This is a genomic window from Pseudochrobactrum algeriensis (genome assembly GCF_018436245.1).
In the GTDB taxonomy this organism is placed as follows: Bacteria; Pseudomonadota; Alphaproteobacteria; order Rhizobiales; family Rhizobiaceae; genus Pseudochrobactrum; species Pseudochrobactrum saccharolyticum.
In genome coordinates this window covers 307973-321774 of record NZ_CP075360.1, presented here as the reverse complement: position 1 = coordinate 321774, position 13802 = coordinate 307973, and the positions used below count along the sequence as shown (strand labels likewise).

The 13802-nt window shown below is 52.9% G+C and carries 9 protein-coding genes; 7 read left to right on the top strand and 2 right to left on the bottom strand.

Going from position 1 to position 13802, the window contains the following annotated elements:
- Positions 1-15: 15 nt before the first annotated feature.
- The 3 genes from menC (at position 16) to KHQ09_RS01785 (ending at position 6085) form a co-directional block, all read left to right on the top strand.
- Positions 16-1152, top strand: a complete 1137-nt coding sequence (menC, locus tag KHQ09_RS01795) for an o-succinylbenzoate synthase (protein WP_213600209.1) — start codon at positions 16-18, stop codon at positions 1150-1152.
- Between the two features lie 478 nt (positions 1153-1630).
- The gene (locus KHQ09_RS01790) at positions 1631-4645 is read left to right on the top strand and encodes an autotransporter family protein (RefSeq protein ID WP_213600208.1); all 3015 of its coding nucleotides are present in this window, start codon (positions 1631-1633) and stop codon (positions 4643-4645) included.
- Between the two features lie 270 nt (positions 4646-4915).
- Positions 4916-6085: a porin gene (locus tag KHQ09_RS01785; protein WP_213600207.1), complete on the top strand. Its 1170-nt coding sequence runs from the start codon at positions 4916-4918 to the stop codon at positions 6083-6085.
- A 30-nt stretch (positions 6086-6115) separates the two neighbouring features.
- Here the strand turns inward: KHQ09_RS01785 and hutC are convergent, their stop codons facing one another.
- Positions 6116-6856, bottom strand: a complete 741-nt coding sequence (gene hutC, locus KHQ09_RS01780) for a histidine utilization repressor (protein WP_213600206.1) — start codon at positions 6854-6856, stop codon at positions 6116-6118.
- 37 nt (positions 6857-6893) lie between these two features.
- Complete coding sequence (locus tag KHQ09_RS01775; protein ID WP_238481523.1) at positions 6894-8255, bottom strand: formimidoylglutamate deiminase; 1362 nt, start codon at positions 8253-8255, stop codon at positions 6894-6896.
- Between the two features lie 97 nt (positions 8256-8352).
- On the opposite strand from KHQ09_RS01775, the gene hutI reads away from it, so the two are divergent.
- From hutI to hutU, 4 genes are read left to right on the top strand one after another with little or no spacing between them, the layout of a single operon-like run.
- Positions 8353-9579: an imidazolonepropionase gene (hutI, locus tag KHQ09_RS01770; protein ID WP_213600204.1), complete on the top strand. Its 1227-nt coding sequence runs from the start codon at positions 8353-8355 to the stop codon at positions 9577-9579.
- A 53-nt stretch (positions 9580-9632) separates the two neighbouring features.
- Positions 9633-11168: a histidine ammonia-lyase gene (gene hutH / locus KHQ09_RS01765; protein ID WP_213600203.1), complete on the top strand. Its 1536-nt coding sequence runs from the start codon at positions 9633-9635 to the stop codon at positions 11166-11168.
- Positions 11169-11972 carry an N-formylglutamate deformylase gene (gene hutG / locus KHQ09_RS01760; protein WP_213600202.1) on the top strand — a complete coding sequence of 268 codons (804 nt, stop codon included), beginning with the start codon at positions 11169-11171 and terminating at the stop codon, positions 11970-11972.
- Between the two features lie 11 nt (positions 11973-11983).
- Positions 11984-13657 (top strand): urocanate hydratase, encoded by a 1674-nt coding sequence (hutU, locus tag KHQ09_RS01755; protein WP_213600201.1) that lies wholly within the window; start codon positions 11984-11986, stop codon positions 13655-13657.
- Positions 13658-13802 lie beyond the last annotated feature (145 nt).

Sequence of the window (13802 nt, the reverse complement as noted above, 5' to 3'; positions counted from 1 at the left end):
TTACAGAGACCAATCATGTTGTTCCAAGCCCCGTCGCAACTCCGTCCGAAACTCCGGATTGATAGCGCAGAATTACGTCTTGTAGAGCTGAAACTTCTCAATCCGTTTCGCATTTCTACCGGTGTGGCTACGAAAAAGACTTTCCCGCTGCTCATCCTGCGCAGCGGCAATATCGAAGGCTATGCGGAAGGTGTCTGTGATACCCTGCCCGATTATCTGCCGGAAACCACGGTGTCATCCATGATGATGATGCGGGATGTTTTTCTGCCGCAGATTATCGGCAAGGAATTCTCAACGCCTTATGAACTGAGCCAGATGATGCGCCATTGGCGCGATCACCAGATGGCCAAAGCCTGTGTGGAAATGGCCTATTGGGATTTGTGGTCGAAATCGCTCGGCCTGTCGCTGTCCCATGCGCTTGGCGGCACCCGCAAAGAAGTTGAAGTCGGTGTCTCTCTCGGCATTAAGGAAATTCCGGAATCCTTGATGGATGTTGAACGTCATGTACAGCAGGGCTATCGCCGCATTAAGCTGAAAGTCATGCCGGGTCATGATCTGAAACTGCTGGAAAAAGTGCGCAATCGTTTCCCTGATATTCACCTGACCGTTGATGCCAACTGCGCCTATACGCTGGCTGATCTCGCTTTGCTGCGTCAATTCGATGATTTCGGTCTGGATTATATCGAACAACCTTTGGCATGGGATGATCTGCAGGATCACGCAAAACTGCAATCCATGATGCGCACAGCCATTTGTCTGGACGAATGTATCCGCACACCGGAGCTTTGCCGTAAAGCATTGGCGATTGATGCAGGCCGCGTCATTAACATCAAAGTCGGCCGTGTCGGCGGTCATGCCAGTGCACGTCAGATTCACGATATTTGTCAGGCGCATGATGTGCCGGTCTGGTGCGGCGGCATGCTGGAATCCGGTATCGGGCGTGCCCATAATATTCATCTCTCGACGCTGGAACAATTCAAGCGTCCGGGCGATACATCCTCTTCTTCGCGTTATTTCGAACGGGATATTGTCTGTGAGAAGCTGGAAACTGAAAACGGCATTATGCCGGTTCCGTCAAACGGTGCAGGTATCGGCGTTACTCTGGACTATGATTTCCTTGAAACAGTAACCCTGTCGAAAGAAGCGTTTTAAAAAAACGCTGATCCGGAGAAGCCAAACTCATTTTGCTTCTCCGGAATATTTCAAAAGCAATTTCTTTGCTGGCTTTGCCATACAAGCTGATGGCCATTTTCTCCACTTCTGTGCATTGAGCCATCCTCAATTTTATTTATCCAAACCAGCTGGCATAAGCTCCGGCGGCGGCATTCATTGCTGTTTGTTTTTTGGAGCTTTCAACCGGTGCATCAAGCACAAAAATCCCTTTGATCTAAAAGCAAATGTAATTCGTACATTTATATTAATGATATTCGTAATAAAGACATGAAATTTTTTTGAAACATGCCGTTAAATCAATAATTTAAGTTGATATTTTTAATCTCATAATATTATAAATTTAGACAATTCAAAAACGGGGAAATCAGCAGCGTCACGCTGCCATTCATCTCAATTGCGAAGCTCATTCTTAATGGTCAGGAACCGGCGTTTTTATGAAGCGCCGGAAGGAGGTTTTGTGTTCTCAAATCTGTCTCGCGCATCGCTTTGCACATGGTCGGGTCATTTCCGATCCAGTGTCTCTTACCGCACTCTGGCTTTGGCAGGCGCGGCTCTTGCTCTCGGCCTGACCGGCACCGCGAATGCAGCGAATTTCACTGCATCGAACGAGACTGAACTGGTGGCGGCTATCAATCAGGCCAATGCCAGCGGGGATGCGAGTTCAACCATCACTATGGTCGGCAGCTTCACAATTTCCCCAACTTCTTTGCCACAAGTGACTACAAATCTGCGTATTGAAACCGCAGGCAATACGCTTACCTCTTCGGCCGGCAATCTGGCACTCAATGTCGCGACCGGCTCAGCACTCACGATTAATGGATCTATAACCACCAACGGTGTGAATGGCTTTAGTGGTGCGATTATCAAAAATGGTGGTGGGACACTCAGCATAACAGGTGGCCCCAGCAACATTTTCTGGTCGTTGAAAACAACCGATGGTGATCTCATTTTCAAGGATGGTGCTCAGTTCACCTATGATACGTCAAAGGGCTCTGGCGCAGGTGCATTGAGCACTTCATTGTTTGATGGTGGTCGAACCGTCACAGTTACCGGAACCGGAACCGTCGTCACAGAAAAAGGCGGCGTCTTAATTGAAGATACCGAAGGCGCAACCTTGAATGTCGAGAATGGCGGGAAGTTCGTTTCCACAGTCGGCACCAATCTGGCCTTTACTGCCGGAACCAAAGCCGCGATCAATGTCACCGGTGCAAATTCCGCATATGAAACAAATTTATTTCGGATATCGCGTGGTCACGCTACAATTAATGTGACAGATGGCGGCTCCCTGACTGCGGGTGTTATGCAGATCGGTGTATTTGCATCCACAAACGCTGCGGCCAATGGCTTACAAGATTTAGGTGGATCGGCCGACATTCTGGTTTCAGATGTGGGATCGGTCATGACCGTTACCAATCCGTTTCTGCTAACGCGCGGCTCGCTGAGCATTCTGAACGGTGGCGTGGTGACAGCAGGCGGGATGCGTGTCGGATCATATGATCGCGCTGTCACCAATGATGCTATCGGCACTATTCTGGTTTCTGGCGCGGGCTCGGCACTCAATACAACACAAACCACAGCTAATTCGTTTATTGTCGGTGGCGGCAACGGGAGTGGTGTAAAAAACGGAACACTCACAGTTGCTAACCAAGGTAAAGTGAGTGCTGCATCCGGCGCAGGCATAATCAATGTCGCAACTACTGCAGGCAGTACCGGCACAATCAATATTGGCGGCGAAACCGGTCAGGCAGCAACGCAAGCAGGCACGATTGAAGCTGGCACCATCAAGTTCGGTGCGGGGAATGGTGCTCTCAATTTCAACCATACAGACAGCAGCTATGACTTCGGCACAGCACTGGAAGGCAACGGCACTCTCAGCCAGATCGGTTCCGGTAAAACCACGCTGACAACAGATCAGACAGCTTTCACCGGTAAAACTCTTGTAAAATCGGGTATTCTTGCTGTGGATCACACCCTCGGCGGCACAATGGATGTTTCCGGCGGGCGCTTACAGGGCATCGGCACAATCGGCGATACTGTTCTGTCCAAAGGCGGTGTGATTGCAGCAGGCAATGCATCCCTCGGCACGCTGACAATTGACGGCGACTATACCGGCAAAGGCGGCTTGCTCGAAATCGAGACCGTGCTCGGCGACGATACATCTGCAACCGACAAGCTCGTTATTACCGGCAACAGTTCCGGCGATACAGATGTAAAAGTGATCAACCGCAACGGTCTTGGTGCGCAGACAGACAAAGGCATCAAGATTATTGAAGTCGGCGGTCAGTCTGACGGTACTTTCTCGCTCGTCAGCGATTACACGTCGAAAGACGGCAAAAAGGTCGTCATCGGCGGTGCCTATGCCTATGAACTGCTCAAAAACGCTAAATCCGATCCCGCTGATGGCGATTGGTATCTGGTCAGCGAGATTTATAAGACCGACCCTGTCGACAGCGGCAACGGCAATAATACTGGTGGCAACGAAACCACGCCGCGTTACAGCGCTGCTGTTCCCGTCTATCAGGGCTATATGAGCACCCTGCAATCGCTGAATAAACTGCCGACTTTGCAGCAGCGTGTCGGCGAGCGTTATCAGGATGGTTCATCAAATGCAGCCCAAGGCCAAAACGGTGGCGAAAACCGTGCTATCTGGGGTCGTATTGAAGGCGCGCACAGCCATCTCAAAAACAACAGCTCATCAGGTCGCCTGCAGCAGGATATCAATACATATGTCATGCAAAGCGGCGTTGATGGTCAGTTCTATGAAAGTGACAATGGCAAGCTGATCGGCGGCATCACCGGCCAATATGGCAATGCACAGAACAATGTCACAGCTTTTGCCGGTGACGGTACGATCAAAACACAGAGCTGGGGTCTGGGCGGCACGCTCACATGGTATGGCAATAGCGGTTTCTATGTTGACGGGCAGGCACAGGCTAACTGGTATGACAGTGATCTGAAAATTGACAATGCCAACAGTCTTACCAACGGTCATAATGCTTTCGGTTATGCGCTGAGTGTTGAAGCCGGCCAGAACTATACCGTTAATAACAACTGGTCGCTGACACCGCAGGCACAGCTGATGTGGTCTTCGCTCGACTTTAACAGCTTCAGCGACAGCTATGGCACACAGGTCGACAAAAACGATGGCGACAATCTGACTGCACGCCTCGGTCTTGCTGCGAACTACCGCAATGACTGGAAAGGCCATGACGGACGCACTGTCAACACGCAGTTCTATGGCATTGCCAATATCTATCAGGAACTCTCCGGCAGCAGCAAAATCAATGTTGCGGATGTGAAGCTTGCCAATGATGAAGACAGAACATGGGCTGGTCTTGGTGCCGGCGGTACCTATGCCTGGGGCGATAATGCCTATGCGATCTATGGTGAGGGTTCGGTCAATACCTCCCTCAACCACTTTGCAGACAACTATATTGTCAAAGGCACTGTCGGCTTTAAGATGAAGTGGTAATTGTAAAGAGCACGCTTAACTGAAGCTCATTCAAAAGAGCCTGATATAGTGAAATCTGTATCAGGCTCTTTTTATTTCTGCATACAGGCATAGATTGATAGCGTTGGTTTTCTGCGCCTTTACAAAGTTTTGAACCTGAAATATCAGGCAATAAATTGCCTTGATACAATTATACAACATATTGATTTTTATAGACTAATCTCCCTATTTCTGCGTTGGGAACAGGGGCGGTTTCGATGAATATCTTCAGGTCTAATTCTGGAGATATAAATGAAAACAAAATTAATTTTACTCAGTTCCGCTGCAACTCTTTTCACAAGCGCAGCAGCATTTGCTGCTGATCCGGTTATTGCACCGGAACCTGAAGCCGTTGAATATGTCCGCGTCTGCGATGCTTATGGCGCAGGCTATTTCTACATTCCAGGCACGGAAACCTGCCTGCGGATACACGGCTATGTCCGTTATGACATTACCGGTGGCGCTGATGTCTATGGCCGCGGTTTTAAAGCAGAAGACGACACATTCTATGCAAAGAGCAACAAGCGAGACACCTATGAAGGTCTGGCCCGCTTCAGTCTGAAGTTCAGCACCGCATCTGAAACCGAACTTGGCACATTGAAAACCTATGCCGCTCTGCGCTTTCAGTGGAAAGACGGCAGTGATGACAAGTCTTCCGGCACATTGCGTTATGGCTATATAGAGCTTGGCGGCCTGCGGATCGGTCTGGATGATTCGGCATTCAAAACCTTCACCGGCGGGCTTGGTAATGTCATCAATGATGACGTAATCCTCGCGGGTGGTAGTCGAACCGGCCTGATCAGCTATACTTTCACAGGAGATAACGGCCTGTCTGCCATCCTGTCGCTTGAACAGGGCGGCAATGGAGACATCGATAATGTGCCGTTTGACTGGACCGGTAAACCATGGGGCGCCACAATTAAAGACTACACCCCCCATGTCGTTGGCGGCCTACGCTACGCACAAGGCTGGGGTTCGCTCACCGCTGTTGCCGCCTATGATGCCTATAATAAAGAATGGGCAGGTAAAGTCCGTGGCGATCTGAATGTCTCCGACCAGTTCTCCGTCTGGGCAATGGGTGGTTATAAATCCAATAAAGACAACTATGTCAGTGTCCTGAACAATGATGATCAAGTCATCGGCCAGATCCGCGCTGTCAGCAGTTTCTACGGCACATGGGGCGGTGATTGGGCTGTTTGGGGTGGTGCGGCCTACAAACTAACGCCGCAGGCAGTGCTGAATGCCCAGCTTGCCTATGATGCATCCAAGACCTTTGCCGCAACAGCAAACCTATCTTACGAAGTAGTGCCGGGTTTCGCAATCACACCGGAGCTCTCCTACACCAAATGGAAGGATGAAAAATCCATTCAGAACGGCAAAGATGCGGTTCAGGGTATGATCCGCTTCCAGCGCAGCTTCTGATAACTGACGGCGGGTGAAAGCCCGCCGTTACTACCCCTGTGATGGCGCAAAACGGGCAACCAAGGCATGGCTGTCGCCGCTATAGGTCAGGCGTACATAGGTCACCGGTTGTCCGGCATTCCAGGTCTGGCGCTCGATTACCAGACAAGCCGCGCCTGCCGGAATACCAAGAATAGCGGCTACATTTTCATCCGCTGCTACTGCGCGGATAGCATGTTGCGCATTGCTCCACGGCACATAGGCAACCAGCCACGGACTGGGCGATTGTTTGGAGAAATCCGTCTGCGCAGCATCAGGAACAGCACGCAGATTGATGATACGCTCTTCCAGTGCAAAAACCCGTTTTCCGGCATAATGACGGCAGGTCAGCTCTATCAGCGGCGTATTGCGCTCGATCTCGAGCTTCTTTCCGTCTGCTGCTGTGCTTTTCCGATTAATCGATTTTTGCAACTCATAGCGATAAGGCAGACCTAACTGCTCCACCTCATCGCGGATATCGTGAATTTCCAATATTGCCGCCTGTGATTGCGGCTTGGAAACAAAACTGCCGGAACGGCGCTTCCGCTCAATCATTCCGGCCTTGGCCAGTTGCGTCAGCGCCTTATTGACGGTCATGCGGGAGCAGGAATATTGTTCAGTCAGCTCGTGTTCAAAAGGAATACGATAGCCGGGCTGCCACTCGCCGGAGAGAATCCGGCTTTCAATATCATCCAGAATCCGCTGATGCAGGGATGAAGCCTGTTCACTGTCTCCGGATGGAATATCCTGCATACTCAGTTTTACCCGCTTTTCATCAATATTGACTGGCTCAGCTTTCCAGAAGTTCATGTAAAACTTTACGGAAACCGGTCTCTGCCTGTTCATGCAGGTGATGACGGCCGTTTTCAACCTGTTTTACGCCGCGCACCCAGACATGCGCCGGTTTGGCGCGGTTGGCAAAAATCATACCATCCAGCACCATATCGCCTTTTGCATGGGGAAGTCGGCTGACATCCAGTGCTACAAAATCTGCTGATGCACCGGTTTTCAGCCCCTGCCCGCGCACGCCCATAGCGATATGACCACCAGCAAGCGCGCCGTCAAACAAAGCGCGACCGGTTGAACCTTCCGCAACCGCCAGCACATTACGGGCGCGATGTTGCAGGCGCTGCGAATATTCAAGCTGGCGCAATTCATCCCCCATCCCAATCAGCACGTTGGAATCCGAGCCGACACCAAATTTACCGCCTGCCTGTGTGAAGACACCGGCATTGAACGTGCCGTCACCAAGATTAGCCTCGGTCACCGGACAAAGACCGGCGATCGCACCGGCTTGCGCCATACGTGTCGTCTCGTCCTCGGTCATGTGGGTGGCGTGGATCAGACACCAACGATCGCTCAAACCAACATTGTCCAACAGCCACTCAACAGGTCGTTTGCCAGACCATGCAATACAGTCTTCAACTTCTTTAACCTGCTCGGCCACATGAATATGCACCGGCGTCTCCGGCAGCATTTGCGTGACGATTTTCAACTCATCTGGCGTCACAGCCCGCAGACTATGCGGGGCAACGCCCAGCACTGCGCCATCCATATTTTTCAGTGCAGTGCCGCAGCCGTCCAGCAGGCGCTGATATTGATCTATGCTATTGATAAAACGACGTTGCCCTTCATTTGGCACAGCACCGCCAAATGTGGAGTGAGCGTAGAAAACCGGCAACAGTGTGAGGCCGATACCACTTTTATTGGCAGCGCTGGCAATACGTTTGCCCATCTCGGCCACATCCGCATAAGGCGCACCGTCACGGTCATGATGCAAATAATGGAATTCACCTACGCGGGTGAAGCCATTTTCCAGCATATCCACATAGAGCCGCAGCGCTACGGCCTCCGCCTGCTCCGGCGACATGGTCAGGGCAAAACGATACATCACATCGCGCCAGCTCCAGAAACTATCGGCTGAAGGGCCGCGCTTTTCTGCCAGCCCCGCCATGCCATATTGGAACGCATGGCTGTGCAAATTTGGCATCCCCGCAATGATAACTTCATGGCGCTCATCGCCGGATTGTGCGTCTGCTCCGCTTTCAATCGCCGTGATTGTTCCGGCTTCAACCGTCAGGCGGACATTCTCAGCCCAGCCGCTTTCCAATAAAGCCTGTTGCGCATGGATGACATGTTTTTGCTGAAGCACGGTTCTCTCCTCCTGAAATATTCGGCTAAAAATTTCCTTTGCCATTTTTTAATATGTATATACATTATTGCTGGAGAGGGGAAGCGGGAAAACATTCATGACAAAAGATACGCTGAACGACAAAGGCCATATTTTCACCCATGCGCGCGTTGCTACACTGTGTGAAAATGCAGATGGTCTCGGCCTGATTGAAGATGCGGCAATCGTGGTGGAACAAGGCAGAATCGCCTATGTCGGACTACAGTCCGAGTTGCCGGAGCATTATGCGGATTACCCGACAACCGACTGCGAAAACCGGTTGATTACCCCCGGTCTGATCGACTGCCATACGCATCTGATTCACGCGGGCAACCGTGCCCATGAATTTGAGCTGCGCCTCGAAGGCGCGTCCTATGAGGAAGTGGCTAAAGCGGGCGGTGGCATTGTCTCTTCCGTAAAGGCGCTGCGTGCCGCCAGTGAAGACGATCTGGTACGCGAAAGCCTGCCGCGCCTCGATGCCCTGATTGCTGAAGGCGCAACAACAGTTGAGGTCAAGTCCGGTTACGGTCTCGATACAGAAAATGAAATCAAATCTCTGAAAGCAGCCAGACGTCTGGCACAGGAACGTAATGTTGCGATCCGCACCACTTTCCTCGGTGCCCATGCGCTACCGCCGGAAATGAACGGCGACAAGTCAGCCTATATTGATGTGATTATCAATGAGATGCTGCCTGCCATCGCCGCTGATAAGCTCGCCGATGCAGTCGATGGTTTCTGTGAAGGGATCGCTTTCCTGCCCGATGAAATCGCCCGTGTTTTTGATGCTGCAAAGACGCATGACCTGCCGGTCAAACTCCACGCCGATCAGTTGTCCAACCTGCATGGTGCCAAATTAGCCGCCTCTTATCATGCGCTGTCCGCCGATCATGTGGAATATACCGACAGTGAAGGCGCACAGGCCATGGCCAAGGCCGGCACAGTCGCAGTGCTGTTGCCCGGTGCCTATTATTTTATCCGCGAAACGCAAAAACCGCCGGTTGAAGCCTTCCGCGCAGCAGGCACAAAAATGGCGCTGGCGACCGATAATAATCCCGGTACATCCCCGCTGACCTCCCTGCTTTTGACCATGAATATGGGTGCAACCCTGTTCCGCCTCACTGTCGATGAATGCATTGCCGGTGTAACCCGCGAGGCCGCCCGTGCGCTCGGCATTCTGGCTGAAACCGGCACAATCGAGACCGGCAAATATGCCGATCTGGCAATCTGGGATGTGCAGCGCCCTGCAGAGCTTGTCTATCGCATCGGCTTTAACCCGCTCTGGAAGCGGGTTTTCCGCGGCAACTAAAAGATCCGAATATCTGCGCATGTGATGAATGCGCTTTGAAGAAAGTACCCGCCATGAGCATTATTCTGAAACCAGGTTCTGTATCACTCGCCACACTTGAAGATATTTATCGCAACGGCACAGTTGCCTGTCTTGATCCGTCTTTCCATGCAGGTATTGCCAAATCCGCCGCCCGCATTGCGGAAATCGCCGCAGGCGATGCTCCGGTCTACGGCATCAATACCGGTTTCGGCAAACTGGCTTCCATCCGCATTGCTCCGGAAGATGTGGCAACACTCCAGCGTAATCTTATCCTGTCGCATTGCTGCGGTGTAGGCGCGCCTCTGGCGGAAAATATTGTGCGTCTCATCATGTCGCTCAAGCTGATTTCGCTTGGTCGCGGAGCGTCTGGTGTGCGTCCTGAGATCATTGCGCTCATCGAAGCCATGCTTGAAAAAGGCGTCATTCCGGTCATTCCGGAAAAAGGTTCCGTCGGTGCATCCGGCGATCTGGCACCGCTGGCGCATATGGCTGCGGCGATGATCGGCGAAGGTGAGGTTTTCTATCAAGGTGCACGGATTTCTGCCGCTGCCGCATTGAGCAAAGTCGGTCTGACACCGGTTGTTCTGGCCGCTAAAGAAGGTCTCGCCCTGATCAACGGCACGCAGACTTCTACCGCGCTTGCACTGGCCGGCCTGTTCCGCGCCCATCGCGCGTTGCAGGCAGCGCTGATTACCGGCGCTCTGTCGACCGATGCCGCTATGGGCTCCACCGCACCGTTCCACGCAGACATCCACACATTGCGCGGCCATAAAGGTCAGATCGATACCGGCGCGGCTCTGCGCAAATTGCTTGAAGGCTCCGTCATCCGTGACAGCCATCTGGAAGGCGATCAGCGCGTGCAGGATCCGTATTGCATCCGCTGCCAGCCGCAGGTCGATGGTGCCTGTCTTGATCTGCTGCGTCAGGTCGCGGTTACGCTTGAAATTGAAGCCAATGCGGTCACCGATAATCCGCTGGTGCTTTCCGATGATACAGTGGTCTCCGGCGGTAATTTCCATGCCGAACCGGTGGCTTTTGCAGCCGACCAGATTGCTCTCGCAATTTGTGAAATCGGGGCCATTGCCCAGCGTCGTATTGCACTGCTGGTTGACCCTGCCCTCTCCTTCGGCCTGCCTGCGTTTCTGGCGAAAAAGCCGGGTCTCAATTCCGGTCTGATGATTGCAGAAGTCACTTCCGCAGCTCTGATGTCGGAAAACAAACAAATGTCCCATCCGGCCTCGGTCGATTCAACACCGACTTCTGCCAATCAGGAAGACCATGTGTCGATGGCCTGCCACGGCGCCCGCCGTCTGCTGCAAATGACCGACAATCTCAATGCAATTATCGGCATTGAAGCCCTGACCGGTGCCCTCGGCGTGGAACTGCGCGGCCCGCTGGAAACCAGCCCTGAGCTGAAAGCGGCAATCGCCGTGCTGCGCACCAAAGTGCCGACGCTCGAAGTTGACCGCTATATGGCTGATGATCTGGCTGCCGCTGCGGAAATCGTGGCTGACGGCTCGCTGAATGCAGCGATCACGAGTGGTATTCTCCCTGTTTTGGAGGCCTAAATGAGCGCATTTGAAGTTCATCAGGGAACCTCGCCGGTCATTCTTGGCCTCCCCCATACCGGCACGGAAGTGCCGGAGGATATTTGGGCACGCCTCAATGAGAATGGTCGCATTCTTGCCGATACGGACTGGCATATTCACAAGCTCTATGACGGGCTGCTGGATAATGTGACGACAGTGCGCGCCACATTCCACCGCTATTGCATTGATGCCAATCGTGATCCGGCGGGTGTGAGCCTCTATCCGGGGCAGAATACAACCACGCTGATACCGGAAACGGATTTTGATGGTTTGGCTATCTGGAAAGACGGTGAGCAACCGGCTGAGGCCGATATTGCAGATCGCATCAGCCGTTTTCACAAGCCCTATCATGAAGCACTGGCGGCAGAGATCGAACGCGTTAAGGCCATTCACGGCATAGCCATTCTCTATGACTGCCACTCGATCCGCTCCCATATTCCGTTTCTGTTTGAAGGCACATTGCCGGATTTCAATATCGGAACGGACAATGGCAAGACCTGTGCGCCGGTCATTGAAGCAGCAGTCTTCGGTGTAGCGAAGCAGGCTGAAGGTTACACGTCCATCCTCAACGGCCGTTTCAAAGGCGGCTGGACAACGCGCTATTACGGCCAACCGGAAACGGGTGTGCACGCCATTCAGATGGAACTCGCGCAATCGACACATCTGGCAACTGAAGCCGTGCCATTTGCCTATGACGAGGCTAAGGCAGCTAAATTGCGCAGCCATCTCAAAAACATTTTGCAGCAGCTTGAAGCCGCCGCTGCCAATCTCAAATCTAAATAAGGGAACATTCGATGACTAATCCACGCCATAATGAACGTGAAATCCGTCCTGCAACCGGCACGGAAATCACCGCCAAAAGCTGGCTCACCGAAGCGCCGATGCGCATGTTGATGAACAATCTGCATCCCGATGTTGCCGAGCGCCCGCATGAGCTGGTGGTCTATGGCGGTATCGGTCGCGCCGCGCGCACCTGGGCAGATTTTGACAAGATTGTTGCCAGCCTGAAAGATCTGGAAGGCGATGAAACATTGCTGGTACAATCCGGCAAGCCGGTCGGTATTTTCCGCACCCATAAAGATGCGCCGCGCGTTCTGATCGCCAATTCCAATCTGGTGCCGCATTGGGCAAACTGGGATCATTTCAACGAACTGGATAAAAAGGGACTGGCTATGTATGGCCAGATGACCGCCGGTTCGTGGATTTATATCGGTGCGCAGGGCATTGTGCAGGGCACTTATGAAACCTTTGTCGAAGCCGGTCGTCAGCATTTCGGCGGCAACCTCAAAGGCAAATGGATTCTCACCGGCGGCTTAGGCGGTATGGGCGGCGCACAGCCACTGGCCGCTGTCATGGCCGGGGCCTGCTGTCTTGCTGTTGAATGCGATGAAACCCGCGCGGATTTCCGCCTGCGTACCCGCTATGTCGATGAAAAGACCCACAGCCTTGATGAAGCGCTGGCACGTATTGATGCATGGACAAAAGCCGGTGAAGCCAAATCGATTGCCCTGATCGGCAATGCGGCAGAGATTTTCCCTGAACTGGTGAAGCGCGGCGTTAAGCCGGATATCGTCACCGACCAGACATCCGCACATGATCCGGTACACGGCTATCTGCCGATCGGCTGGAGCGTTGCCGAATGGCGCGCAAAACAAGAAAGCGACCCGAAAGGCGTTGCAAAGGCAGCGCGCGCTTCGATGAAAATTCAGGTCGCTGCGATGGTTGATTTCTGGAATATGGGTATTCCGACCCTCGATTACGGCAATAATATCCGTCAGATGGCACTGGAAGAAGGTCTGGAAGACGCATTTGCCTTCCCGGGCTTTGTGCCTGCCTATATCCGTCCGCTGTTCTGCCGTGGTATCGGCCCATTCCGCTGGGCAGCACTCTCCGGTGATCCGGAAGATATTTACAAGACTGATGCCAAGGTCAAAGAACTGCTGCCGGATAATAAGCACCTGCATAACTGGCTGGATATGGCGCGTGAGCGCATTGAGTTTCAGGGTCTGCCTGCCCGTATTTGCTGGGTTGGTCTGGGTGACCGCCATCGTCTCGGCCTTGCCTTCAACGAAATGGTCAAAAACGGCGAGCTGAAAGCACCGGTTGTGATCGGCCGCGATCATCTGGATTCCGGTTCTGTGGCGTCGCCAAACCGCGAAACGGAAGCGATGAAAGACGGCTCCGATGCTGTGTCCGACTGGCCGCTGCTCAATGCGCTGCTCAACACCGCATCCGGTGCCACATGGGTATCGCTGCATCACGGCGGCGGCGTTGGCATGGGCTTCAGCCAGCATGCAGGCATGGTGATCTGTGCTGACGGTACTGAAGATACCGCCCGTCGTCTTGAGCGCGTGCTGTGGAATGACCCTGCCACTGGCGTGATGCGTCATGCCGATGCCGGTTATGACATTGCAGTCGACTGCGCCAAGGAACAGGGCCTGCGCCTGCCGGGCATTCTCGGCAACTAAAGACTTAAAGAAAGGCAGCCTTTGAGGGGGCTGCCTTTATCTTTCACATTTCCGGCTTTGGGAGAGGCCGTAACAGACAAGGGCAAAACAGCTTCTGAGATCACGGAATCTCCTTCTGCATGAATAATAATAATCAGGGGTAATC